The organism is Campylobacter concisus (assembly GCF_003048405.1).
GTDB classification, from domain to species: domain Bacteria; phylum Campylobacterota; class Campylobacteria; order Campylobacterales; family Campylobacteraceae; genus Campylobacter_A; species Campylobacter_A concisus_Q.
This window is the reverse complement of sequence record NZ_PIQS01000001.1, coordinates 55,886-80,021: the sequence shown is the minus strand read 5'-3', so window position 1 is coordinate 80,021 and position 24,136 is coordinate 55,886. Positions and strand designations below refer to the sequence as shown.

General features: G+C 36.3%; 27 protein-coding genes. 20 read left to right on the top strand and 7 right to left on the bottom strand.

All coding sequences use genetic code 11. From position 1 onward, the window contains the following. Window positions 1-105: 105 nt before the first annotated feature. The 7 genes from ribE (at window position 106) to CVT18_RS00400 (ending at window position 5,331) form a co-directional block, all read left to right on the top strand. Window positions 106-720: a riboflavin synthase gene (ribE, locus tag CVT18_RS00430; RefSeq protein ID WP_103629362.1), complete on the top strand. Its 615-nt coding sequence runs from the start codon at window positions 106-108 to the stop codon at window positions 718-720. 9 nt (window positions 721-729) lie between these two features. After that, window positions 730-1,461, top strand: a complete 732-nt coding sequence (pgeF, locus tag CVT18_RS00425; RefSeq protein ID WP_107824076.1) for a peptidoglycan editing factor PgeF — start codon at window positions 730-732, stop codon at window positions 1,459-1,461. Between the two features lie 155 nt (window positions 1,462-1,616). Next, window positions 1,617-2,396 carry a DUF4198 domain-containing protein gene (locus CVT18_RS00420; RefSeq protein WP_103629364.1) on the top strand — a complete coding sequence of 260 codons (780 nt, stop codon included), beginning with the start codon at window positions 1,617-1,619 and terminating at the stop codon, window positions 2,394-2,396. Between the two features lie 77 nt (window positions 2,397-2,473). Next, entirely contained in the window at window positions 2,474-2,689 is a 216-nt protein-coding gene (locus CVT18_RS00415; RefSeq protein ID WP_021091731.1) for an acetyltransferase, read from the top strand. 145 nt (window positions 2,690-2,834) lie between these two features. Next, complete coding sequence (rpsB, locus tag CVT18_RS00410; RefSeq protein ID WP_103629365.1) at window positions 2,835-3,623, top strand: 30S ribosomal protein S2; 789 nt, start codon at window positions 2,835-2,837, stop codon at window positions 3,621-3,623. Continuing rightward, window positions 3,623-4,687, top strand: coding sequence for a translation elongation factor Ts (tsf, locus tag CVT18_RS00405; RefSeq protein ID WP_103629366.1), 1,065 nt, complete (start codon window positions 3,623-3,625; stop codon window positions 4,685-4,687). The genes rpsB and tsf overlap by 1 nt, the downstream gene beginning before the upstream one ends. After that, complete coding sequence (locus CVT18_RS00400) at window positions 4,687-5,331, top strand: ABC transporter ATP-binding protein (RefSeq protein WP_103629367.1); 645 nt, start codon at window positions 4,687-4,689, stop codon at window positions 5,329-5,331. Before tsf ends, CVT18_RS00400 begins: the two co-directional genes overlap by 1 nt. Window positions 5,332-6,090: 759 nt before the next feature. Here the strand turns inward: CVT18_RS00400 and hisG are convergent. The 5 genes from hisG to CVT18_RS00365 are packed head-to-tail and all read right to left on the bottom strand — an operon-like array spanning window position 6,091 to window position 9,211. Beyond that, entirely contained in the window at window positions 6,091-6,699 is a 609-nt protein-coding gene (gene hisG, locus CVT18_RS00385; protein WP_084109560.1) for an ATP phosphoribosyltransferase, read from the bottom strand. Next, complete coding sequence (locus CVT18_RS00380; RefSeq protein WP_103628195.1) at window positions 6,696-7,325, bottom strand: type III pantothenate kinase; 630 nt, start codon at window positions 7,323-7,325, stop codon at window positions 6,696-6,698. The genes hisG and CVT18_RS00380 overlap by 4 nt, the downstream gene beginning before the upstream one ends. Beyond that, entirely contained in the window at window positions 7,312-7,644 is a 333-nt protein-coding gene (locus CVT18_RS00375) for a hypothetical protein (RefSeq protein ID WP_103588523.1), read from the bottom strand. The genes CVT18_RS00380 and CVT18_RS00375 overlap by 14 nt, the downstream gene beginning before the upstream one ends. Next, complete coding sequence (locus CVT18_RS00370; RefSeq protein ID WP_103628196.1) at window positions 7,641-8,648, bottom strand: L-seryl-tRNA selenium transferase; 1,008 nt, start codon at window positions 8,646-8,648, stop codon at window positions 7,641-7,643. Before CVT18_RS00370 ends, CVT18_RS00375 begins: the two co-directional genes overlap by 4 nt. Then, window positions 8,648-9,211, bottom strand: a complete 564-nt coding sequence (locus CVT18_RS00365) for a hypothetical protein (protein ID WP_103628197.1) — start codon at window positions 9,209-9,211, stop codon at window positions 8,648-8,650. Before CVT18_RS00365 ends, CVT18_RS00370 begins: the two co-directional genes overlap by 1 nt. A 127-nt stretch (window positions 9,212-9,338) precedes the next feature. Between CVT18_RS00365 and gatC the strand changes: the two genes are divergently transcribed. Genes gatC through CVT18_RS00320 form a run of 9 tightly spaced genes read left to right on the top strand, consistent with a single transcriptional unit; the run spans window position 9,339 to window position 16,796 of the window. Then, the gene (gatC, locus tag CVT18_RS00360; RefSeq protein ID WP_072594515.1) at window positions 9,339-9,626 is read left to right on the top strand and encodes an Asp-tRNA(Asn)/Glu-tRNA(Gln) amidotransferase subunit GatC; all 288 of its coding nucleotides are present in this window, start codon (window positions 9,339-9,341) and stop codon (window positions 9,624-9,626) included. A gap of 10 nt (window positions 9,627-9,636) precedes the next feature. Beyond that, entirely contained in the window at window positions 9,637-10,776 is a 1,140-nt protein-coding gene (locus tag CVT18_RS00355; RefSeq protein WP_103628198.1) for a type IV pilus twitching motility protein PilT, read from the top strand. After that, complete coding sequence (locus CVT18_RS00350) at window positions 10,776-11,387, top strand: CvpA family protein (protein WP_054197121.1); 612 nt, start codon at window positions 10,776-10,778, stop codon at window positions 11,385-11,387. The genes CVT18_RS00355 and CVT18_RS00350 overlap by 1 nt, the downstream gene beginning before the upstream one ends. Window position 11,388: 1 nt before the next feature. After that, window positions 11,389-11,856: a Fur family transcriptional regulator gene (locus tag CVT18_RS00345; protein WP_021091630.1), complete on the top strand. Its 468-nt coding sequence runs from the start codon at window positions 11,389-11,391 to the stop codon at window positions 11,854-11,856. 4 nt (window positions 11,857-11,860) lie between these two features. Continuing rightward, window positions 11,861-13,369, top strand: a complete 1,509-nt coding sequence (lysS, locus tag CVT18_RS00340) for a lysine--tRNA ligase (RefSeq protein ID WP_232524632.1) — start codon at window positions 11,861-11,863, stop codon at window positions 13,367-13,369. After that, window positions 13,366-14,610, top strand: a complete 1,245-nt coding sequence (locus tag CVT18_RS00335) for a serine hydroxymethyltransferase (protein WP_087579191.1) — start codon at window positions 13,366-13,368, stop codon at window positions 14,608-14,610. Before lysS ends, CVT18_RS00335 begins: the two co-directional genes overlap by 4 nt. Beyond that, window positions 14,610-15,152 carry a DUF1882 domain-containing protein gene (locus CVT18_RS00330; protein WP_103628202.1) on the top strand — a complete coding sequence of 181 codons (543 nt, stop codon included), beginning with the start codon at window positions 14,610-14,612 and terminating at the stop codon, window positions 15,150-15,152. The genes CVT18_RS00335 and CVT18_RS00330 overlap by 1 nt, the downstream gene beginning before the upstream one ends. 13 nt (window positions 15,153-15,165) lie before the next feature. Next, entirely contained in the window at window positions 15,166-16,011 is an 846-nt protein-coding gene (locus CVT18_RS00325) for an SPOR domain-containing protein (RefSeq protein ID WP_103628199.1), read from the top strand. Next, entirely contained in the window at window positions 16,008-16,796 is a 789-nt protein-coding gene (locus CVT18_RS00320; protein ID WP_103628200.1) for a shikimate dehydrogenase, read from the top strand. Before CVT18_RS00325 ends, CVT18_RS00320 begins: the two co-directional genes overlap by 4 nt. Window positions 16,797-16,916: 120 nt before the next feature. Here the strand turns inward: CVT18_RS00320 and CVT18_RS00315 are convergent, their stop codons facing one another. Further along, window positions 16,917-17,972 (bottom strand): TRAP transporter substrate-binding protein, encoded by a 1,056-nt coding sequence (locus tag CVT18_RS00315; protein WP_021091622.1) that lies wholly within the window; start codon window positions 17,970-17,972, stop codon window positions 16,917-16,919. A gap of 90 nt (window positions 17,973-18,062) precedes the next feature. Here CVT18_RS00315 and pyk point away from each other — a divergent pair, with 90 nt between their 5' ends. Continuing rightward, the gene (pyk, locus tag CVT18_RS00310; protein ID WP_103628201.1) at window positions 18,063-19,514 is read left to right on the top strand and encodes a pyruvate kinase; all 1,452 of its coding nucleotides are present in this window, start codon (window positions 18,063-18,065) and stop codon (window positions 19,512-19,514) included. 803 nt (window positions 19,515-20,317) lie between these two features. Here the strand turns inward: pyk and dnaJ are convergent. Beyond that, window positions 20,318-21,460, bottom strand: a complete 1,143-nt coding sequence (gene dnaJ / locus CVT18_RS00305) for a molecular chaperone DnaJ (protein ID WP_103628962.1) — start codon at window positions 21,458-21,460, stop codon at window positions 20,318-20,320. Between the two features lie 122 nt (window positions 21,461-21,582). On the opposite strand from dnaJ, the gene CVT18_RS00300 reads away from it, so the two are divergent. The 3 genes from CVT18_RS00300 to recR are packed head-to-tail and all read left to right on the top strand — an operon-like array spanning window position 21,583 to window position 24,076. After that, window positions 21,583-22,254: a response regulator transcription factor gene (locus tag CVT18_RS00300; protein WP_021091583.1), complete on the top strand. Its 672-nt coding sequence runs from the start codon at window positions 21,583-21,585 to the stop codon at window positions 22,252-22,254. Beyond that, entirely contained in the window at window positions 22,251-23,507 is a 1,257-nt protein-coding gene (locus CVT18_RS00295) for an ArsS family sensor histidine kinase (RefSeq protein ID WP_103628963.1), read from the top strand. Before CVT18_RS00300 ends, CVT18_RS00295 begins: the two co-directional genes overlap by 4 nt. Continuing rightward, complete coding sequence (gene recR / locus CVT18_RS00290; protein WP_103628964.1) at window positions 23,504-24,076, top strand: recombination mediator RecR; 573 nt, start codon at window positions 23,504-23,506, stop codon at window positions 24,074-24,076. The genes CVT18_RS00295 and recR overlap by 4 nt, the downstream gene beginning before the upstream one ends. Window positions 24,077-24,136: the final 60 nt, after the last annotated feature.

Here is a 24,136-nt window from a genome sequence, read left to right as displayed (position 1 = left end):
CAGTGCTTTTACTCATCAAAGCTTTAAATTTTAAATAATTAAACCCATCAATGCCCAAATTTAGGCAAAATTTAGTAAAATCCTTAAAAATTTCAAAGGCAAAATATGTTTAATGGCTTGATCCGTGAGATAGCACAGGTTGTTAGTTATTCACAAAATATTTTAAGGCTAAAGGCAAATTTTCGTCCAAATTTGGGCGATAGTATTGCCGTAAATGGCGCTTGCCTGAGCGTAATAAAACTACATGAAGATAGCTTTAGCTTGGAGCTAAGCGCAGAGAGTAGGGTAAATATCGCGGTTGAAAATTTAAAAGAAAGAGTGCATATAGAGCCTGCAATGAAGCTTGGCGAGCGCGTGGATGGGCATTTAATGCAAGGACATATCGATTTTATCGGTAAAATTTTAAATATCAAAAAGAATGAGAATGGGGTTGATTTTTATATCGACCTGCCGCAAGAGGCGATGGCTCTTATGGCAAACAAGGGCTCAGTGGGCGTTGAGGGCGTGAGCCTAACCATAAATGAAATTTTGCCAAAGGGTATAAGACTCACAATCATACCAATCACTTTTAGAGATAGTCTTTTTAGCACTTTCAAGGTCGGTAGGCGCGTAAATATCGAAAGCGATCTTTTGGCTCGATACGTAGCTAGGCAGCTTTTTTGCAAGCAAGATATTGGCCTTAGCTGGGACGATGTTGAGCGAATTTCTAGCCTTTACTAGGTGAATAAAATGCGTGAAAATTTAGAGATCGTCTTTGATAAAAATGGCGTATTAGCTGGCTTTACAAATAGATTTGGTGGTGTGAGTGAGGGTGCTTTTGAGAGCTTAAATTTAGCAGATCATGTTGGCGATGATCTACTAAAGGTCGCACAAAATCGTGAAATTTTAGCAACGGCGCTTGGCATTATGCCTGTTAATTTAAAATTTATGAGCCAAATCCACTCAAATAGAGTGGAAATTTTGCAAGATTTTAACGATGATCTACCTCCATGCGATGGTGTGATAACATCACTAAAAGGCGTAGCACTTTGCGTCTTAGTCGCAGACTGCGCACCTGTTTTGATAATAGATGAACATCTTGGCGTAGTCGCAGCTGTGCATGCGGGACGCGCAGGTGTTACTAGTAAAATTTGCACAAATGCAGTGGGGCTGATGACGAGTGAGTTTGGTTGTCGTGCTAGTAATTTACGCGTATTTATAGGCGCAAATATCAAAGTGCAAAACTACGAAGTAGGCAAGCTGGATCTTGGTGAATTTAACCGATACAAAAAAGATGGAAAATTTGATATAAACGCAGCTTTATTAGACGAATTTGCTAAGTTTGGAGTAGAGCAAATATCGCTAGATACTCGTTGTACTTTTGAGAGAGATGAATTATTCTCATACCGCAAACAGAGTAGAACCGGGCGTTTTTGTGGGTTTGTGATGAATAGAGCCACATCGGTAAATAATAAAAGATAAAAGTAAATCTTTAGCTTCATTACTTGCCTGTTAAAATTTGCCAGCTAAATTGTATTGAACGTTTTGATATTTAATTTGATCTAAAAAATGGCTAAATATAATAATTTTTAGCTACAATTTGACATCGAATCTCAAAAAGAACAACAAGGAAAATCATGAAAATAGGTAGAATTTTGACTGCCATTATGTTAACAGGAGCCTTTTATATGGTGCAAGCACACATGTTTTGGGTAGATGGAGCTAATGATGAAAAGCTAGGAAAATTTATCGCAAACATGGGTTATAGCGACGATTTTCCAAAGCTAGAGCCTATTATGGCAGAACGCATCCATCTTTTTGCGCCAATTACTATAATAAGTAAAGATGGTAACAAAAAGAAGCTTACACAAAGTGGCGAGAACTACCGCTACGAGGGTGAAAGATTAGACAAAGGCACATATATCTTACTAGCACAGCAAAATCCTATGTATTCGCTTAAAAAGCGTAGTGATGGCAAGTGGCTAATAGACAAAACTAAGCTTGATCTAAAGGATCTAAGCGATATACAGATTTGCCGGCTGATGACGATAACATCTAAGAGAGTCTTAAATTTAGGTGAAACAAACGACTTCGTAACTAAACCTATTGGAGTTAAAATCGAGATCGTACCATTACAAAACCCAGCGGAATTTAGAGTAGATAAGCCTTTTAAATTGCAGGTTTTTACTGATGGAAAGCCGCTAGAGCGAGCTAAGCTAACTGGTACTTTTGCTGGATTTTTAGACCATAAGCACGCGTTTTATGGTGTGACTGATGAGCAAGGCATCACTGAAGTGTTAGTTCTAAGACCAGGATTTTGGGTATTTGAGGTGATTTATGAAAGACCTTATCCAGATGCTGCGAAGTGTGACAAAGAGACGTTAAAAACGACACTTAGTTTTGAGATAAAAGAATAAAAGTTTGATATAAATTTGATTTCGAATTTATTATAAATTTTTTATAATCGCTTTGTAATTTTGAAAGTAGAGAAAGAATGCCTTACGAAAACTTTAAATCAAAAAATCCTCTTGTGTTAAAAATCACTACAAATGCAAGAAAATTTGGCGTAGAAACACTACAAAACGAGGAGTTTGTAAGCATTCTTTTAAATGTTAAGAAGCTTGAAATTTCATCCGAACAAAGGCAAGCAATGGCAGAAATTTTTGCTAAGTTAATAAAAATCGAAGAAGACTCGCAATTAAGTAAATAAACTTTAGTTTAAATTCATATTACTTTAAGTATAATCCCCCTTTATTTCACACACGACAATCCTAAATTTGGTTGTGCGAAAGCATTAATGGTCGTGGAGGATAAAACTAAATTCAAGGCAAAATGCCTAAAACAAGGAGAAACTCATGGTAACTATGAGAGATTTATTAGAGTGTGGCGTACATTTTGGTCACCAAACACGCCGCTGGAACCCAAAGATGAAAAAATTTATCTTTGGCGAGAGAAAAGGTATCTATATTATAGATCTACAAAAGACTATCCGCTACTTCCGCTACACTTACAACATCGTTCGTGATGCAGCTGCTGAAGGCAAGTCAGTGCTATTTGTTGGTACTAAAAAACAAGCTATCGACGCTATCAAAGAGTACGCTGAAAAATGTGGAATGCCTTATGTAAATCACCGCTGGTTAGGTGGTATGATGACAAACTTTGGTACTATCCGCCAGTCTATCCGCAAACTTGAAGTTATCGAGACTATGGAAGAAGATGGTTCGATAAATTTGCTAACTAAAAAAGAGGCTTTAATGCTTCGCCGCAAAAAAGAGAAGCTTATCGCAACTCTTGGCGGTATCCGCAATATGAAAAGCCTACCTGATATGATATTTGTTGTTGATACAGTTAAAGAAAAGATCGCTGTTCAAGAAGCAAATCGTTTAAAAATTCCAGTTGTAGCACCTATTGATACAAACTGCGATCCTGACGTTGTTGACTATCCGATCCCAGGAAATGACGATGCTATCCGCTCTGTTCAGCTTTTCTGCCAAGAGATGGCTGAAGCGATCAACGAAGGTAAATCACTTCTTGAGCAAGATGGTGACGAACAAGCTGCTGGCGAAGAAGTAAGCCAAGATGAGAAAGACGCAGTTGTAGCTGAGGCTATGAGTGAAGAAGACTTTGGCGAGGACGAAGAGTAATGGAAATAACTGCACAAATGGTAAAAGAGCTCCGCGAATCAACCGGAGCAGGTATGATGGACTGCAAAAAGGCACTTGGCGAAGCAAATGGCGACATGGAAAAAGCTGTTGATATCCTTCGTGAAAAGGGTCTTGGTCAAGCTGCTAAAAAGGCTGATCGCCTTGCAAGCGAGGGCTTGATAAGTGTTGAAGTTTGCTCAAAATGCAAAAAAGCAACTATCAGCGAGATCAACTCTGAAACTGACTTCGTTGCAAGAAATCCACAGTTTCAAGCACTTGCAAAAGATGCAACAGCTCATATCCAATCAAGTGGCATAACAACAGTTGAAGAGCTAAACGCAAGCATTTTAAATGGTGTTAAATTTGAAGATTACTTCAAAACTCAGATCGCAACTATTGGTGAAAACCTTGTAGTTCGTCGCTTTGAGACTATTATTGCTGATGATAAAGGCGTGGTAAATGGCTATGTTCACTCAAATGGCCGTGTTGGCGTACTTATTGGTGCAGCTTGCGAAAGCGCTGAAGTTGCAAACAAAGCAGCTGAATTTATAAGAAATTTATGTATGCACGCAGCTGCTATGAAGCCAAGCGTTATAAGCTACAAAGACCTTGATAAAGAGTTTGTTGAGAAAGAATTTATCGCACTTCGCGCTGAACTTGAAAAAGACAATGAAGAGCTAAAACGCCTAGGCAAGCCACTTCATCACATTCCTGAGTATGCTAGTCGCTGCCAAATAGGCGACGCAGAGCTTGCAAAAGCTACAAAAGAGATCGAAGAAGAGCTAAAAGCTGAGGGCAAACCTGAGAAAATTTGGGACAAGATTATCCCTGGCAAGATCGAGAGATTTTATGCTGACAACACAGTGCTTGACCAACGTCTTACACTTTTAGGTCAGTTTTATGTAATGGACGATAAAAAGACTATCGAACAAGTTATCGAAGAGAAGAGCAAAGAGCTTGGCGGCAAGATCGAGATCGTAAAATACGTTCGTTTCGAGCTTGGTGAAGGCTTAGAGAAAAAAGTAGATGACTTTGCTGCAGAAGTTGCTGCTCAAATAGGCTAATGGAAATTTTAAGAGCGTCTAATCTAGGCTTTGCGTATGATTATACGCTCTTTAACAATATAAATTTAACTCTCAATCAAAAACAAAGCATAGCGATAACCGGCATTAGCGGTTGTGGCAAATCAACGCTTTTACACATACTTTCAACACTTTTAAAACCAAATTTTGGCGAGGTTATCTATCAAGATAGATCGATCTATGAGCTTTCACAAAACGAGCTTTTGACCATTAGAAGGCTTCATTTTGGCATTATTTTCCAGTCGCACTATCTTTTTAAAGGATTTAGTGCTTATGAAAATATCGAGCTTGCAAGTATCTTATCTGGTGAAAATATAGAAAAAAATGATCTTGAAGCGCTTAAAATTTCAAGCGTTATGAACCAAAAAGTTGGCGAACTAAGTGGCGGTCAGCAGCAGCGCGTTAGTATCGCTAGAGTGCTTACTAAAAAGCCAAAGATCATCTTTGCAGACGAGCCAACGGGCAACCTTGACAAGCAAACTGCAAATGAGGTGATGCAAGTTTTATTTGACTATATAAATGAAAACAATGCCGCCCTTGTTCTAGTCACTCACGACAACGATTTAGCAGCAAAATGCGATAGCTCCTACAAGCTTGAGAACAAAGAGCTTGTGCAAATTTTTTAAATTTTAAAAACTAAAATTTATTATTTTATCTTTAATATTTTTATAAATTTTTCCAATTTAGATTTATCTCTATCTTTATAATATAAATTTGTATTAAAAGCTTTATGCAAGAAGTAAAACTTTACCTAGTCAACTCATCAACTAGTTTTGTATTATTCTTATCAAGCTTTTTGTTTTAAAAATTCCTTTTCTTCTTTTATAGGTTTATATTCATCTTTGAAGATTTTTTCTTAGTATCAATCTTTTGCTCTAGCATATTCTTCTCATAAATTTTATATGTTGGCTTTCAGTATTCAAGGTAATTTCTAAAGCTAGCGCTATGTCCTGCATCTATAGTTATATCTTACATATTTTAGCCCTTTATCGCTGCTAAGAAGTTTTTTAGTGGACATGCATCTTTTGAGCTTGTGCTAATTTTTATTGCTACCTGTCGTATTTGTATGATAGCTAGTGCAGCCATCCGATCTCTTTAAATTTGCTAGGATCATCGCCTTGGTTTTGGTGACAATCAACGCAGTCAAAGCCTAGGTACTCATGGTGAGGTTTGAACTTATATTCGGCTCTTGGCTTGTCGGAGACTACTATCTTTGTAATATTTAGATCGCTCTTTGGTATATCATACCAATCTATTAAGATAAATTAATATAAAAAGTGTGCCAGTGACTACTAATGCATTATTCTAAAGAAATTTATAAGTGAAATAGTCGGACTTTATATCACTAGAGAAATTTTTATACTTTATGATAATAGAGAAGGACCTTAAATCTCTTCTTTGATTTTTTTGTAAAGCTCTAAAATCTCATCTTTTTTAATGATAAAGCTATTTTTATTTGCTATTAGATAAGCTGAGCTTTGCATGATATCACCAGCGATCTTTAACCCATTTTGCTTCATGGTTGAGCCAGTCTCGACTACATCAACTATTGCATCGCTTAGCCCAACTAATGGTGCAAGTTCGATCGAGCCATAAAGCTTGATGATCTTTACAGCTACGGCTTGTTTTGTAAAATAATTTCTTGTTATATTTGGCATTTTTGTGGCTATTTTTAGCTCTGGCTGGTTTAGGTCTAGCTCGGAGTCGTTTTTTATGCCAATACAAACTTTGCATTGTCCGATTTTTAAATCCAGTAGCCTTACAACATTTGGCTTGTGCTCTTCAAGTACGTCAAGTCCTACCACGCCAATATCAGCTGCGCCCTCAGTGACGTAAGTTGGGATATCTTGGTTACGAACCATTAAAAATCTAAAATTTCCTTCTTCAAGGATTAGTTTTCTATCTTCAAACAAAAAACTTGAACCAAAAATTTTTCTAAAAATTTCTAGTGTTGCCTCGGCTATTCTTCCCTTTGGTAGTGCTACTGTTATCATATTATCATATCTTTCTTTTCAGTTATTAGCTTTTGCATGGCACGAAAAACTAGCATCTTGTCACAAATAGCATTTTTAAAAAATTTTGACAAAAAATCGCCATCTCCACCAGTAAAATATACTTTTTTATCACCGGCTAGTTTATCTAGTAGAGTTATTATCGGTTTAATAATGCCATAACTCACGGCATCAGCTGTTTTTTGTGGTAGTGCATCTATGTCAATTTGTGAATTTATAGTAATATCAAGTCGTGGTGATATGTTTTTGTAGGCATTTAGCATACTTGAAATGCCTGGCAAGATATATCCTCCAAGGTGGATAGAATTTGCCATAATGTCAACTGTTATGGCACTTCCAGCATCGACAATTACGCCATTATTTATAGAGTAACATGCAGCAATTCTATCTACGCCTAGACCCTGATATATCGTATCAATAGTAAAAAATGGTTCTAAATTTACAAACATTTTATTATCTTTTAAAAGATTTAAAATTTCATCATTTACGGATATAAAATATACTTTTTTCTCTGGTTTATAGCTTTTAAACTCAGAAATTTTCATACGTGAGATTTTGCTATCTTCTAAAAATGTAGCGTTAGTATTGCCTATATTACACAAAATCATAACATCGCCAATTATTATCTTGTAGCTCTTTTAAGGCTTTAGAACAAATGCCAGAGCTGTAAAATATAGTTTTTTTTCTTAGGTTTGTTTGGAATTTCATCTCTATTTTTTTAGAAATTTCTTCAAGCTCCAAAGCCTCTTTACGTAGCAATCTACTTTTTGCTGTTCTTAAAAAGACAAGATTGTAAAAGCTCTTATTGTCCACTCCCCAAAAGATATCAAGCGTCTTTTTTGTGCTAAATTCACTTGTATTAAGTGCTTTGATATCTTTTAAAAGGATTTTTTTGGCTTCAAAAAGCTCCCAAATTTTTTGGTTCATTGTCCTAAATTAACAAGCTCATTATCATAATAAAAGGCACCATTGCCCATAAAGCTTTTATCTTTTATCTCATCGCTAAACTCATAAATTTCAGCTCCACTGAGATCTAAATTTGTCTTTATAACATAGCCTGTTTTTTCGATTACGTAAAGCTTATTATTGATAATAGTAGCTGCTGAGAAGATGGCAAATTTGAAATTTACTTTATTTTGCTCTTTTAGCATAAGATTTGTTCTTACGATCGTACCATCTTTTTTAAAGATATAAATTTCATCGTTATTAACTAATACATCTTTGATCTCGCCATCATAATAGACTGTTTGGCTTGGGTTGATGACAATAAGTTTTTTTGCTGTAGCTGCTATTAGGTTATCACCCTCAACGCCTAAGAATATGATGTTATTAAAGAAATTTTCAGAGCTTACGACCACGTCACGTAAAATTCTACCAGTCTCTTTTTGTACTATGTAAATTTTGCCATCTAATGCTGGATAAACGATAAGCGAGCTCATAAAAAATGGTGCTACGATCCTTGAATCAACTGCTGCTATATTAGACGAGCTATATTCCATTATTGTTGTTGCGGTATTTATGTCTATTAGATAGATGTGGTTTGCCGCACTGATAGCTGCTAATAGGTTTTGGTCAAGAGAAGCAGCAACGATTGCTGTTGGAAATTTATTGCTATAAACGCTGTGTCCGCTAGGATCTGTCACATTTAGATCACCATTTATACTAGCTGAGATTATAAAGCCGTTGTTTTCATTTAAGAAATTAAAATTTTCAGGCAACTTAATGTTTGCATTTAGGCCATTTTTGGTGATAATATTGCCGTTATCAAGAGTGGCACCATTTGCATTTGCTGATTTGATATAAGATGGCATATCTTTTGACAAAGAAATTTTGCCAGAGGTTTGAGCTGGCTCGAAATATTGTCTTTTTGTGCCACATCCGCTTAAAACTAAAGCCAAGGCAAAAGCCAAGAAAAGAGTAATTTTTTTCATTATTTTATTCCCTGATAGTGTTTTAAATTTTTAACTAAAGTTTGAAGTTGAGAGTCGAGTGAAATTTTATTAAACTCATCATTTGCTTCTTTGATTTTGTTTTGTTTTAAAAGCTCAAAACCCTTTAAAAGTGTGCTATATTCGCTTAAAATTTGATTGTTTGCATTACCATTTTGTGAAAGAATGATATCTTTTACTATAGGATTTATTTTTAAATTTGCAAGCTCGCTAATGCCATTTGTCTCATTTTTATCAAGCTTTTGCTGAAGTGAAAAAAGTGCATATAAATTTGGTTCTTTTTCTTTTAAAATGCTTAAGGCATTTGCATCGTTTGGATTTAAAATGAGCTTTGAGTAAGCCAAATTTGCATCTTCAATTCTATTATCATTTATTATTTTGTTCGAATAGAATCCAATAATTGCAATGACAGCAACGATAATGGCAATTATCATAAATTTTTTATACTTTCTAAAGAAACGCTCACCTTTGATCATGCTTTCTAAAAACTGTTCTTGAGCACCAATCTCTTGTTTTATCTGTGTTAGATCTTCTTTTATAGCCAACGCTTTTCCTTTATTTTTAAAAAATTTTAATTCGCAGATTTTAACATAATTAAATTAAAACTATCCCAAAATTAAAGCTTGAATGTGATATAATGGCTCAAAATTAATTAATAAGGTTACTTATATAATGCAAATAGATGATACTCTTTTAAATAAATTAGAAAAACTTTCTGCCTTACAAATCAGTGATGAAAAAAGAGAAGAAGTAAAAAAACAACTAAGCGAGATTGTATCTTTTGTTGATATTTTAAATGAACTTGATCTAAGTAGCGATGAAGCTGTAGTTAGCTCTATAAAAGGTGGCACACCTTTAAGAGAAGATGAGCCAAGACCAAGTGATGTGATTGATACGATCTTGAAATACGCTCCTTCACGTGAAGGGCATTTTTTTGCTGTACCAAAAATAATAGAATAATGGTAAAAATATGGATCTAATCGAACAGCTTCAGGCAAAAAATTTAAGTGTAAAAATACCAGAAGATAATAATCTTAATAATCCTACTGGCGATATAAAAACACTTTTAAAAACTGTTGTAAGTGATAAGGCAAGCGATCTTCACCTTGTTTCAAGATCTGAGCCGCAAATAAGAGTAGACGGTGCTTTAAAGCCCATTGATTTTGGCGTATTAAGTGGCAAGGATATAGAGAATTTATGTTTTGCTTTGATTACTGATGAACAAAAAGGTGAACTTGAGAATAATAAAGAGCTTGACTTTGCGATCGAGCTTCCAGATATTGGTCGCTTTCGTGGCAACTATTACTATACCATGAATGGCGATTTAGCTGCTGCTTTTCGTATAATCCCAATCAATATCCCATCTCTTGATGAGTTAAATGCCCCACAAATTTTTAAACACATTATTAAGCGTGAAAAAGGTCTTATTTTGGTTACTGGACCGACAGGAAGTGGTAAATCAACAACTCTTGCAGCCATGCTTAATGAGATAAATTTAAATTATAGAAAGCATATTATTACAATTGAGGATCCAGTCGAGTTTGTGCATAATAATAAAAAAGCTCTATTTTCTCATAGAAATATCGGCACTGACGCAACTTCTTACTCAAGGGCCTTAAAATCTGCGGTTCGTGAAGATCCAGATATCATACTTGTGGGCGAGATGAGAGATAGAGAAACGATTTCAACGGCTATTACGGCGGCTGAGACTGGACACTTGGTCTTTGGTACGCTTCACACAAATTCAGCCATTCAAACTATAAATAGGATCGTTGATAGTTTCGATGGAAGTGAGCAATTACAAGTAAGAAATATGCTTAGTGTTTCGCTAACTGCTGTCGTTTCACAAAGTCTAATCCCAAAGATAGGCGGTGGAAGGTGCGCTGTGCATGAAATTTTAATAAACAATATGGCTATCTCAAACTTGATACGTGAAAATAAAATACATCAAATTTACTCTCAGATGCAGCTAAATCAACAACAAACTGGCATGAGTACGCAAACTCAGGCTTTGATGAAAGTACTAAAAGAGGGTAAGATTACAAAAGAAAATGCACTAGCTTATTCAACTAGTCAGCAAGAACTTCAAAATTTAATAGGAACTATATAATGGATTTAGTAACGTGGTTTGATATTATTATTATCGCTCTTGTCTTGATGCTTGGCATAAAAGGCATATTAAATGGACTTATCAAAGAAGCCTTCGGACTTATCGGACTTATCGGCGGCTTAATTATAGCTAGCAGGTTTTCAGATCTATCTGGTGAGTTTATAACTAAAAATATATATAAATTTGAAAATCCTTCATTTTTACAGTTTGTCGCATTTATCTCTCTTTGGTTGGTTTTTTGGATAGTTTGCTTACTAGTTGGTAAATTTTTATCAAAAATAGTTTCAGTAAGCGGACTTGGTTTTTTGGATAGACTTGGTGGATTTGTTATGGGAAGTGGAAAAATTTTCTTAACATTTTCGGCAGTAGTTGCTGTAATATCTGGTACTTCGCTAAATAATATAATTGCTCCTTATTTTGCGAACAGTAAAGTTTATCCGGTTTTGATAGAAACTGGCAAATGGATAACAAACCTTGATGTGAAAAATATCAAAAGTGAGTTAGATGAGATAGTGGCAAGACCAATGGATACAAATAAAACTGATGCATTTATCTCAATGGATGCAAATGCTAGTGTAAATACCGACTCTAATATCACAAAAGGGGAATAAGATGATAGAAAATTTAGAATATGATGCGTTGCTTGAGAAGTTCAAAAGAGTGCTTCGCGACAATGGTTTAAAATACACGAAACAGCGTGAAATTTTACTAAAAACGCTATACAACAATGGTGAACACTTTACTCCAGAAAGACTTTATCTTTTTATAAAAGAAACGCACCCTGAGCTAAATATTGGTATCGCAACTGTTTATAGAACACTAAATCTACTTGAAGAATCAGAGATGGTGACATCAATCAGCTTTGGTTCACAAGGCAAAAAATTTGAGCTTGCCACAAAGCCACATCATGACCATATGATATGCAGAAAGTGCGGTCTTATCATAGAATTTGAAGATCCAATGATAGAAAAAAGACAAATCAGTATCGCAAAAGATCATGGCTTTAAACTAACTGGTCATATGATGCAGCTTTATGGAATTTGTGAAAAATGCTCAAAAAATAATATAAAGGGAAAGTAAGGTGATATTTGACAACCAACATGAGATTCAACGACTACAAAGCATAGACGAACTAAGAAATTTAGGTATTAATCCATATCCGCATTTTCTTAGAAGAGATATGAATATCTCTAAATTTAGACTAAAATTTAACTACATTAATGATACAGAAGAGAAAAAGGCCGAAGGTCAGCTAGTAGGTCTTGCAGGTAGAATAAAACTTATTCGTGATGCTGGAAAAGCCGTCTTTGCAAATATCGAAGATGAAGATGGAAATTTACAAATTTACTTTAGTAATAAAACACTTGATCCAGAATGGTTTAAAATCGTTAAAAAATACGTAGAGATAGGCGATATCGTCTATGTTAGAGGTTATGCATTTATAACAAGAACTGGCGAATTTTCTATGCATGTAAGCGAGCTTAGCCTTGCTTCAAAGTCGATAAGCCCACTTCCTGAGAAGTACCATGGTTTAGTTGATGTTGAGACAAGATATCGCCAAAGATATCTTGATATGATAATGAACCCTGAAGTTAGAGCTGATTTTAAAAGACGCTCAGTGATTATAAGTACGATTAGAAGATTTTTTGAAGAAAAGGGCTTTTTAGAAGTTGAAACACCGATGCTACACCCAATAGCAGGCGGTGCAAACGCAAAGCCATTTATCACTTTTCACAATGCCCTTGGGGTCGAGAGATATCTAAGGATCGCACCTGAGCTATACCTCAAACGCCTTATAGTAGGTGGCTTTGAGGCTGTTTATGAGATGAATAGAAATTTTAGAAATGAAGGAATGGATCTTACTCATAATCCTGAGTTTACAAGTATAGAGTTTTACTGGGCATACCATAACTATCACGATTTAATGGGCATTACAGAGGATCTTTTTAATGTCATTTTAGACAAGCTAGATATGGAAAAAGTTGTAAATTTTGATGGCATGGAAATTGATTTTAGTAAGCCATTTAAGCGAATAAGCTACAAAAAAGCTCTCGTTGAGATCGGTGGACTAGATGAGAATGTCATAAATGACAAAGATAAAATTTTAGCAAAACTAAGAGCTGATGGCCTTGAAGCAAATGAGAAGCTTGATCTTGGCCACTTGCAGGCTGAGCTATTTGATAACTATGTAGAGAGCAAGCTTATACACCCAACATTTGTTATTGATTATCCGATTTCGATCAGTCCACTTTCAAGAAGAAGTGACGCAAATCCTGATGTGGCTGAGAGATTTGAGTTATTTATCGCTGGTCGCGAGCTAGCAAATGGCTTTAACGAGCTAAATGATCCAATTGATCAATACAACCGCTTTAAAGCGCAAATCGATGCTAAAAACGCAGGCGATGACGAGGCACATGAGATGGACGAGGACTATGTAAAAGCTCTAGGATACGGCATGCCACCAGTTGCAGGTGAGGGTATAGGCATCGATAGGCTCGTGATGCTTTTAACGGATAAAAAATCAATACGTGATGTTGTGCTCTTCCCAGCGATGAGGCCACTTAAAAATGAGATAAAGGAGAATGAAAAATGAGTTTGCAAAGCTACGATAAGGACATTTACGATCTAGTAAATTTAGAGCTAAAACGCCAATGTGATCACCTTGAGATGATCGCTAGTGAAAATTTTACATATCCAGAAGTTATGGAAGTAATGGGCTCAATCCTAACAAACAAATACGCTGAAGGCTATCCTGGCAAGAGATATTATGGTGGCTGCGAATTTGTCGATGAGATCGAGCAAATAGCGATCGATAGATGTAAAGAGCTTTTTGGATGTGAATTTGCAAACGTTCAACCAAACTCAGGCTCTCAGGCAAACCAAGGTGTTTATGGCGCTTTACTTAATCCAGGCGATAAAATTTTAGGCATGGATCTAAGCCATGGTGGACACTTAACACACGGCGCAAAGGTCAGTAGCTCTGGCAAGATGTATGAGAGCTTTTTCTATGGCGTCGAGCTTGATGGCCGCATAAACTACGATAGAGTCATGGATATCGCAAAGATAGTAAAACCAAAAATGATCGTTTGTGGCGCAAGTGCATACACAAGAGAGATCGAGTTTAAAAAATTCCGTGAGATAGCTGACGCTGTTGGGGCGATACTTTTTGCAGATGTTGCTCACATTGCTGGTCTTGTTGTTGCTGGTGAGCATCAAAGTCCTTTCCCATACTGCGATGTCGTAAGCTCAACTACGCATAAAACATTAAGAGGCCCAAGAGGCGGCATAATAATGACAAATAACGAAGAGTATGCTAAGAAGATAAATGCCTCTATTTTTCCAGGCATCCAGGGCGGACCACTTGTTCATGTTATCGCAGCAAAAGCAGTTGGCTTTAAGCACAACCTTAGCCCTGAGTGGAAAATTTATGCTAAACAAGTAAAAGCAAACGCTAAAAAATTAGGTGAAGTATTAATAAAAAGAGGCTTTGATCTAGTAAGTGGTGGCACTGATAACCACCTAATTTTAATGAGCTTTTTAAACCGCGAATTTAGCGGTAAAGACGCTGATATCGCTCTTGGAAATGCTGGAATAACGGTAAATAAAAATACGGTTCCAGGCGAGACAAGAAGCCCATTTATCACAAGTGGTATACGTGTTGGTAGTCCTGCGCTTACGGCTCGTGGCATGAAAGAGGCTGAGTTTGAGCTAATAGCAAACAAAATAGCTGACGTGCTAAGCGACATAAACAACACATCTTTACAAGAGAAGACAAAAGCTGAGCTAGTTGAACTTGCTCATAAATTTATAATCTATGATAAAGCGACATTTTGATGCAAAGTATTGATACGGCACTTATAAAGATTATTACAACTCACTACTATATCAAGCGTGATACGATCGTTAATAAAATAGAATACAGAGGCAAAATTTTCTTTGATAAATTTGAAAAGATCAACGAGCCACTAACTTATAGTGTCATGAAAGAGCATGAAGAGGGCAAGGCTGTTATTGCACACTCTTTAATAAATGCGAATGATAAAGTTGAAAATATAGTCTTTGACTATAACGGCAGAACCCCAGATAGATTTTGGCATAAAGCACAGCTTCTTTTAAGAGAAGAGGGCTTTATAAATTTTACAGCCTACGAGAGCAAGACGCCAGGACATCTGCATCTTTATGTGCATAAGGGTCACACTACGCTAAATGAGGCTTGCCAGCTAGCAAATATGCTCAACGCAAAGCTTTCACAGAAGCTACCTAAAGAGTGGAGGATGTTTCCTAATATCGATATGCCAAAAGAATTTAACATACTAACTTTACCTTATAAACTCTATCAAAAAGAGCGCGGGGCAAGTTGGTCAAGATATATGTAATTAAGGATAAAAAGTGGAAAATGATGAGTTAAAAGATATTCTTTTAGAAAGAGATGATGACGCAAGAGGATTGAAGCTAAAAAAACTTCTGATATTTATAGCAGCTCTTATTATACTTTTTTTGATTATTGTAGTGGCTATGAAGCTAGTAAATTCAAGCGATCCTTCACAAGCTCAAAATGAAGCTGATTCAAGACTAGTGCTTCCCCCAGTACCAGCTGAGCAGCCAGTAGATAGACAAGCTCCGATAGCTGATACAAATTTAGACAATAAAAAAGGCGATACACAGCTTTTTGAGCAAGTACCGATCGTGCCTGAAAATAAGCAACAAGATGAATTTGAAGATATGATCAAAAAGCTAAAAGATAAAGAAAATAATAAGCCTGTTTCTAAAACTGAAGAGCCAAAAGAAATAGTTAAGCCTATTGAAAAGCCTGCTGAAATACCAACTAAAAAAGCTGAGACAAAGGTAGATACTCCAGTTAAAAAAGTCGAAAAAGTAGCAACTACTGATAAAAAGAGTGAGGCAAAACCAGCTAAGACTGAAAATAAAGTAGATAAAAAGATTGAAAAAAAGGCTGAAACCAAAATAGATAAAGTAGACAAAAAAGCTGAAGTAGCTAAAAGTGAACCTGCTACAAAGGGCTCTTATGTTCAAGTATTTGTGACTAGTAAATTTAATCCAAATGCTGAATATATGAAGAAGATCGCTGCTAAGGGATATAACTACAAGACTATAAAAGTTGGCGAGCTGACTAAAATTTTAGTTGGTCCATTTGATGAAAAAACGCTTCAAAAAGCAGTAGGTGATATTAGAAAAGATATCAATAAAGACGCTTTTATCTTTAGAACAAAATGAAAACATTCGCAGTCTTTGGAGATCCAATAGCTCACTCGGTATCTCCGAGGCTGCACAACAAAGCCATTGCAGACCTGGGCTTAAAAGCACTTTACACAAGAGTCTTGCTAAAAGATGGCAGTGAGTTAATCAATAAATTTAAATCCTTAAAATTAAACGGTGCAAACGTAACGCTTCCACATAAAGAGTGGGCTTTAAATTTAGCCGATGAAGCTTCAGATATAGCTCGTAAAATAGGCTCTGCAAATACGCTTGTGCTTAAAAATGACAAAATTTATGCATACAATACAGATGCACCTGGATTTTTAAAAGCAATAAAAAATTTTAAAGATGTAAGAAAAGCAATTGTCCTTGGAGCTGGCGGTACTGCAAATGCCATAACTTATGCATTAAAAGAACAAGGCGTTGATGTTTGCATACTAAATAGAAACAAAGATAGGCTTGAGAAATTTAAAGATGAGTACAAATGCTTTAGTTGGGATAACTACGAAGAGCAAAAATTTGATCTAGTCATTAACTCGACCTCTGCTGGCCTAAAGGATGATTTTTTACCAGGACCTAAAGAAATTTTAAAAAGCATTTTTAAAGATGCCAAATTCGCATTTGATGTGATTTATGGCAAGCAGACACCATTTTTAGAAATGGCCAAGCAAAGCAGCCTTAGTGTAAAAGATGGCGCCGATATGCTTTTATATCAAGCGGTCTTAGCACTAAATTTATTTTTTAATAATACACTTGATGAATCAAAGATCGAGCGCTCAATGAGAGAAATTTTCTATCTATAATAGCCACCAGCATTTATTTTTGTAAAAATTTATGGCTTGTATAAAAACATTTTGATTAAAATTTTTATTGAAAGTAACTGGAGTAAATATAAAAGCAGGGAAGGTCCCTGCTAAATTTTACTATTCATTTGTTTTGATATAAGCGTAGTCTGAAATTTTAGTCCATTCTCTTGCTTTTTTAAGGAAAGCTCTTTGAGACTCAACGATCTCTTTAAATAATGGATCTTTAGCACTCTCTTCATCAAGAAGCTCATTTGTGGCTTTTTTAAGAGCTGCGATTACTTCTGGTGGGAAAGATTTTACTTGGATGTCTGGATACTCGCTCTTCATTTTATCCCAGTACTCGACGTTTGAATAAAAAACTTTTGTATTAGCATCTCTTGCTACTTCAGCTGCAGCTGCTTCAAAGATTGCTTTTAGGTCATCTGGAAGTTTTTCGTATGATTTTTTATTAAAGAAAAATTGAGTTTCGCCGTTTGGCTCTTGCCAGCCTGTGTAGTAGTATTTTGCCACTTTGTGAAAGCCAAGCGCCATATCATAAGCTGGGCTAACCCATTCGACTGAGTCAATCGTTCCCATCTCAAGGGCCATGTAAAGCTCACCAGTTGGGATAGTATTGATGTTAGCGCCAAGTTTGGCGTAAATTTCACCACCAAAGCCCGGAATTCTTATCTTTAAGCCTTTGATATCATCTAATGATTTGATCTCTTTTTTAAACCAGCCACCCATTTGCATGCCGGTATTTCCAGCTCTAAAAATTTTGATATTATATGGATCGTAAACTTTTGCCTCAAGCTCCTTGCCACCGCCAAATTCATACCAAGCTGTTTGCTCATCAGTATTCATCATAAATGGAGTTGCTGTAAAAAATATAGTTTTAGCATCTTTGCCTTTATAATAATAGCTACTTGTGTAGGTAATGTCGTATTGACCGCTTTTAGCAAAATCAAGCATCGCAAAAGGTGATTTATGCTTTGATGGATAATCAATCCTTAGCTCAAGTCTGCCATTACTCATCTTTTCAACTTTATCCTTTAGCTCTTTTGGCACATCACCAAGCACTGGCATAGTGCTCTCCCATGAGCTAGCAAGCTTTAGCTTATAAACTTTATCATCTCCCATAGCAACGCAAGCAACAGCTGCTAGACCAAGAGACGCTAATAAAAATTTATTCATATCTTCTCCTTTGAAATTTTGACTATTATACAAAAAATTACATTATTAAAATGTGTTATAATCGCAAAAATCAAATTTATGGGGCATAAAATGATAAAAAAGACGAAAATCGTAGCTACTTTGGGGCCAGCAAGTGATAATGAAGAGACAATGGAAGCGATGGTAAAAGCGGGTGTTAATGTCTTTCGTTTAAATTTTAGCCATGGGACACACGAATACCATAAATCAAACATTGACAAGATAAGAAATATCGAAAAAAGGCTAAATAAAAGAATAGGAATTTTACAAGATATCTGCGGCCCAAAGATCAGAGTTGGCAAGCTTAGTGAGCCATTTTATCTAAAGGCCGGTGATGAACTTAGTATCCATGCTGATGAGATCATCGGTGAAAAAGTGGAAAACGGAATTTATAAAGTAAGCCTAAACCAGCCTCAAATTTTGCCTATGCTGAAAGTTGGCGAGTATGTCTATCTCTATGATGGCTCTATAAGAGCAAAGGTTGTCAGCGAAGGTAAAGAAATAGTAAAAACTATCATTGAAAATGATGGAATTTTAAACTCAAATAAAGGCGTGAATTTCCCAAATACGGCTCTTGGCATCGATATCATCACACCAAAAGACAAAGAAGATATGAAATTTGGCGCAAAGCATGGTGTAAATTTTGTTGCTATTAGCTTCGTGCAAGATGCAAATGATGTAATAAAGGCAAAAAATATCTTAAAAGAATTTGGCTCAAGAGCTGCTGTTTTATCTAAGATCGAGAAATTTGATGCGGTTGAAAATATAGATGATATCATCGCAAAGAGTGATGGTATCATGGTGGCTCGTGGCGATCTTGGCATAGAAGTGCCATTTTATAAGGTGCCAACCATACAAAAGCTCATCATCAAAAAGGCAAATGCAGCAAGCAAACCAGTCATCACAGCAACTCAAATGATGCTAAGTATGGCAGAGCATGAGACTGCCACAAGAGCGGAGATCAGCGACGTAGCAAATGCTGTATTAGACGGTACTGATGCTGTTATGTTAAGTGAAGAGAGTGCGATCGGTAAAAACCCAGTCGCGGTCGTAGAGGCGATGAGCAAAACGATCATCCAAACTCAAAGCATCTATCCATATAATAAATTTGATAAGTTTGACTTTTTTGACGAGACTGATATGGTGGCAAGTAGCGCCGCATCTCTTGCTGTTCGCATAAAAGCAGATGCTTTAATCTCAATCACTGGCTCAGGAAAATCGGCCATAAAATTAGCTAGAAACCGCACAAATATCGACATCATTGCAGTCGCTCACGATGAGCAAACAGCGCACATGCTTACCCTTGCTTGGGGTGTTACACCAGCGCTTGTACTAGAAAAAACAAAGCTTAGCTCACTTTTGGCAAATGTCATGAAAAAGGCGTATGAAGAGGGATATGTTGAACACGACAAGACCTATCTTGTCACAGCCGGTCACCCTACGGGCGTTGAGGGTAGCACAAACCTTATACGTATCATCAGACGCGATCAGCTTGATTATTATTTGGAGCTTGCAACTGAGTAAATTTATACTCTCTTGCAAATTTTAAAATTTTGCTTGCTCGTAAGAATTGACTGCTAAGATTTGTCTTTGCTTTTTGTTTAGCTCAAATTTTAGAGCCGAAATTACTCGCTCATGAAATTTTAAAATTTGCCTGATGCCTACCTAATATAACAAAGCAATTTTGCAAATTTTAAAATCTTGCTCGCTCGCCTTAGCAGATTACTAATTTTAGTCCGCACTTCGTTTAGCACTAAATTTAGAGCCGTGATATGCTCGATAATAAATTTTAAAATTTGCTGGAAATTTAATATAACGCATGCAGTGCGTTAGTACTGAGACATGCCACTTCTAACGTCGTCGGGGTTAGGGGATTGTTAAGGTGGAAGGGGAGTGACTTCGTAATTCAAGCCTCTTCCCCCTTAACAAAAGAAACAAACATTTAAATTTGACTAGATTGCTTTGCAAATTTTAAAACTTTCATTCACTCGCAAGAATTGACTACTAAAATTTGTATGATACTTCCATAAAATCAAAGAGAATTTACCTTGTCTTGTTTCGTTTTTCTCTTTTGATTTTATAAAATTTCCATAAGCCCCTGTTACTAAAATAAGCGATTTCCACGCTGTAGCCAAGATTTAGAGCTTATGGGTTAATGTTTCGATTAAAAATCTTGGCTTCATTTACCGCTTAGCTCAAATTTTAGAGCTGAAATTGCTCGCTTATGAAATTTTAAAATTTGTGTGAAATTTACTTGTAAAAATTAGGATATATAAAATTTATTTTGAAAGAATTTGTGACGTCAAATTTAACGTCACAAATCAATTTTATTTTTTCTTTTTCTTCTTTGGCTCATCGCCTTTAAACCAGCTTTTTATCTTATCAAAGACACTTTCATCGGTATTTGATTTGCCTGATTCTATGCCAAAGCTAGCTTGAAGCTTATTTAAAAGCTCTTTTTGCTCATCGCTTAGTTTTTCAGGCGTTTGGATAGAAATTTGCGCTACGAGCCTGCCTTTTTTGCGCGAATTTACGCTTTTGATACCTTCATTTTCAAAGATAAATTGCTGCTTGTCCTTTGCTCCAACAGGTAGTTTTAGCTCAGTTTCTCCTCGAAGCGTTGGAATTTTTATGCTCTCGCCAAGTATAGCTTGTGTGAAAAAGACAGGAATTTCTAGATAAACATCGTCGTTGTGGCGAATGAAATGCTTGTCTTCTTTTACGTTTATGCTTACATAAAGATCGCCTTGAACGCCGTTTGTACCGATATTGCCTTTGCCAGCTACTCTCATTCTCATGCCGCTATCAACACCTTCAGGGATGGTAATCCTTACAGTTTGTTGCTGGATTTTATAAGCTTTTGTGTTACAATCGGGGCATGGTTCGCTTATTACTTCACCGCTTCCGTGACAATATGGACATTCTTGGACGATATTCATAAATCCATTTCCGCGTGTTATTCTGCCACTTCCGCCACAGTGCTGGCAAGTCTTACTCTTGCCATCTTTACTGCCGGTTGCATTGCATGTTGGGCAAGGTACTTTTTGATCAAATTTTATCTCTTTTTCGCAGCCAAAAATAGCTTCGTTAAATTCTAAATTTATAGGAATTTCAAGATCGGCTGAGTATTTTTCAGAGTATCTTTTTCTCTGTCTAGAACTACTTGCAAAACCGCCACCAAAAAATGAGTCAAAAATATCTGAAAGGTCAAAATCGGCACTAAATCCACCACCGCTACCAAATCGACCCTCAAGGCCTTCTTTGCCATATCTGTCGTAGATAGAGCGTTTTTGTTCGTCGCTTAAAACTTGATAAGCCTCATTTATCTGTTTAAATTTTAGTTCAGCCTCTTTGTCGCCAGAATTTCTATCTGGGTGATATTTTAAAGCAAGCCTTCTAAAGGCTTTTTTGATCTCATCTCCGCTTGCATTTCTTGAAATTTCAAGGATTTCGTAATAGTCAAATTCCACATTTTTCCTTGTTAATTAAGCTTATTTTAAATATGGGATTTTACCCAAAAAAGTTTAAATTTAAAAAAGAATTTACATTTTTGCCGTATAATCTCTACTATTTTTAATAAAAAGGATAATTTATGGTTAATGTTTTAATGATAGAAGACGATCCAGAATTTGCACAAATTTTATCTGAATATCTTGATAGTTTTAATATAAAAGTTACGAATTTTGAAGATCCATATTTAGGACTTAGTGCTGGGATAAAAAACTATGATTTGTTAATACTTGATCTTACTTTGCCGGGCATTGATGGGCTTGAGGTTTGTAAAGAAATTCGCCAAAAATACGACATTCCTATCATCATAAGTTCGGCTAGAAGTGATATTAGCGATAAGGTTGTTGGACTTCAGCTTGGTGCTGATGATTATTTGCCAAAGCCATACGATCCAAAAGAGATGTATGCTCGTATCACAAGTCTTATAAGAAGATATAAAAAGACAAATGAAGTACAAGAAGAGGTCGTTGATAGCGCATTTAGGATTGATGATAAGCGTCACGAAATTTACTTTAACAATGAGCCGTTAGCGCTTACTCCAGCTGAGTATGAAATTTTAACTTATCTCATTAAGCAACACAGTTTTTCAGTTTCACGCGAACAGCTAGTTTATAACTGTAAAAGCCTAAAAGATAAAGACTCAAAGAGCTTAGATGTTATTATCGGACGCCTTAGATCAAAAATCGGTGATAGCTCAAAAGCCCCAAAACATATATTTTCAGTAAGAGGCATAGGATATAAGCTTATCGGATGAAATATTCCATAACTACGAAGATAACTATTATCTTTGCCATAGCTTTCTCATTGATGTGTTTGCTCTTTGTAACCTTTGCAAACATTCAGCAAGAGAGCGCTTTAGAAAAACTAAAGGATAGACAAATAAGTGCGATGAACTACCTTGTCGCACTCTATGAACGCGGAAATCCCCCAAGAGATTTAGAGCATTATTTTAAAAATTTTTACTTAGAGTATGTTGGAAATAAAAATTTAGCCACTTCAATAGCCACAAATGGGACTGTTGTTTTTACGCAGCACACACCTCTTGGAGTGGTGCAATCGGTTAATTATAAAGGCGATTTGTATTTGCTTATTAAAAACCCATCTTTTCAGCTACTTCTTGAAAGTAATGATGCAAGACACGTAAATGACCCGCTTTGGGTCGCATTTTTGATAGTTTCAGCCCTTCTCATCTCACTTTATGTTTCTGTTCTTAGAAGTCTTTCACCACTTAGAAGGCTTAGTAAAGACATCAGAAAATTTGCCAGTGGAAATATGGAAATGGCGATGACGGCTAGGCTAAATGAAAACGAGCAAGATGAGATCGGGCAGGTCGCTGTTGAGTTTGATAATGCCGTTTGCAAGATAAGAGAGCTCATCCGCTCAAGGCAGCTATTTTTGCGTGCGATTATGCATGAGCTAAAGACTCCGATTGGCAAAGGCAGGATCGTCTCTGAAATGGTCGCAAATGAGACTCAAAAGATGAGACTCATCAATGTATTTGAGCGCCTTGAGATGCTGATAAATGAATTTAGTAAGGTCGAGCAGCTCCTTTCTAAAAGCTACGCACTAAACTACCAAGAGTGCCATTTCTCGCTCATTTTAGAGCAAGTGCAGGATATGCTCATGCTTGATAAATTTGAAGAGCGAGTGAGCTGCGATATCAGAGATGACGTGATATTGAGAGTGGATTTTCAGCTTTTTAGTTTGGCGATTAAAAATTTGGTAGATAATGCCCTAAAATACGCAGAGGATAAAAAGGCTATTTTGATCTGCGATAGCGAATTTATAGTGGTTAAAAATTTAGGCAAAAAGCTAAATCACCCGATTGACTACTACAAACAAGCCTTTGTGCGTGGTGACAAGGTGAGTGCGGGAAGTGGTATGGGACTTGGACTTTATATCATCGAGCAAATTTGTCAGATGCAAAAATTTGAGCTTGCCTACGACTACGAGGATGGCTATCATGTATTTAAAATTTTACTTAGATCAAAGGCGAAGCGAGCATGAAAAGAGGCTTAGAAAAATTTAACGAGCTAACTGAGTCTTTTGCAAAGCTCCCTGGTGTTGGTAAGAAATCAGCCGCAAGGTTTGCCTACTTTGTCTGCATGCAAGATAGCTTTGCAGGGCTAAGGCTCGCTCAAAATATCGAAGATGCGGTGAGATTTATCAAGCGCTGTGAGCGTTGTGGTGGGCTAAGCGAAAATGAAATTTGCGACATTTGTAGCGACGAGAGCAGGGATAGCGAGGTTATTTTGCTGGTTGAGAGCCCAAAAGATATCTTGGTTTTTGAGCAAAATGGAATTTACAATGGACTTTATTTTGTACTTGACGAGATCGACGAAGAGGCGATAGAGAGGTTGCGAAATGCTATCAAGCAAAATGGCTCAAAAGAGGTCGTTTTTGCCTTTACACCAGGGCTAAATTCAGACGCACTTATGCTTTATGTCGAGGATAAGCTTGGTATGAATGAAATTTCATTTAGCAAGATCGCTCAAGGCGTGCCAACTGGTGTAAATTTAGAAAACGTTGACATGCTTTCACTTTTAAAAGCCTACGAAAGCCGTACAAAAGCCTAATTAAACTTTCTTTTAGTTATAATTTTGCCTAAATTTATAGAAATTTAGCCAAGGCTCAAC

Coding starts and splice junctions, on each gene's coding strand:
- CVT18_RS00375 (WP_103588523.1), bottom strand. CDS start 7,644: ATGAACCAAAAAATTTGGGAGCTTTTTGAAGCCAAAAAAATCCTTTTA.
- CVT18_RS00370 (WP_103628196.1), bottom strand. CDS start 8,648: ATGAAAAAAATTACTCTTTTCTTGGCTTTTGCCTTGGCTTTAGTTTTA.
- tsf (WP_103629366.1), top strand. CDS start 3,623: ATGGAAATAACTGCACAAATGGTAAAAGAGCTCCGCGAATCAACCGGA.
- gatC (WP_072594515.1), top strand. CDS start 9,339: ATGCAAATAGATGATACTCTTTTAAATAAATTAGAAAAACTTTCTGCC.
- CVT18_RS00380 (WP_103628195.1), bottom strand. CDS start 7,325: ATGATTTTGTGTAATATAGGCAATACTAACGCTACATTTTTAGAAGAT.
- pyk (WP_103628201.1), top strand. CDS start 18,063: ATGATAAAAAAGACGAAAATCGTAGCTACTTTGGGGCCAGCAAGTGAT.
- CVT18_RS00315 (WP_021091622.1), bottom strand. CDS start 17,972: ATGAATAAATTTTTATTAGCGTCTCTTGGTCTAGCAGCTGTTGCTTGC.
- recR (WP_103628964.1), top strand. CDS start 23,504: ATGAAAAGAGGCTTAGAAAAATTTAACGAGCTAACTGAGTCTTTTGCA.
- hisG (WP_084109560.1), bottom strand. CDS start 6,699: ATGATAACAGTAGCACTACCAAAGGGAAGAATAGCCGAGGCAACACTA.
- CVT18_RS00295 (WP_103628963.1), top strand. CDS start 22,251: ATGAAATATTCCATAACTACGAAGATAACTATTATCTTTGCCATAGCT.
- CVT18_RS00355 (WP_103628198.1), top strand. CDS start 9,637: ATGGATCTAATCGAACAGCTTCAGGCAAAAAATTTAAGTGTAAAAATA.
- CVT18_RS00330 (WP_103628202.1), top strand. CDS start 14,610: ATGCAAAGTATTGATACGGCACTTATAAAGATTATTACAACTCACTAC.
- CVT18_RS00300 (WP_021091583.1), top strand. CDS start 21,583: ATGGTTAATGTTTTAATGATAGAAGACGATCCAGAATTTGCACAAATT.
- CVT18_RS00350 (WP_054197121.1), top strand. CDS start 10,776: ATGGATTTAGTAACGTGGTTTGATATTATTATTATCGCTCTTGTCTTG.
- pgeF (WP_107824076.1), top strand. CDS start 730: ATGCGTGAAAATTTAGAGATCGTCTTTGATAAAAATGGCGTATTAGCT.
- rpsB (WP_103629365.1), top strand. CDS start 2,835: ATGGTAACTATGAGAGATTTATTAGAGTGTGGCGTACATTTTGGTCAC.
- CVT18_RS00400 (WP_103629367.1), top strand. CDS start 4,687: ATGGAAATTTTAAGAGCGTCTAATCTAGGCTTTGCGTATGATTATACG.
- CVT18_RS00320 (WP_103628200.1), top strand. CDS start 16,008: ATGAAAACATTCGCAGTCTTTGGAGATCCAATAGCTCACTCGGTATCT.
- CVT18_RS00415 (WP_021091731.1), top strand. CDS start 2,474: ATGCCTTACGAAAACTTTAAATCAAAAAATCCTCTTGTGTTAAAAATC.
- CVT18_RS00345 (WP_021091630.1), top strand. CDS start 11,389: ATGATAGAAAATTTAGAATATGATGCGTTGCTTGAGAAGTTCAAAAGA.
- CVT18_RS00420 (WP_103629364.1), top strand. CDS start 1,617: ATGAAAATAGGTAGAATTTTGACTGCCATTATGTTAACAGGAGCCTTT.
- ribE (WP_103629362.1), top strand. CDS start 106: ATGTTTAATGGCTTGATCCGTGAGATAGCACAGGTTGTTAGTTATTCA.
- CVT18_RS00335 (WP_087579191.1), top strand. CDS start 13,366: ATGAGTTTGCAAAGCTACGATAAGGACATTTACGATCTAGTAAATTTA.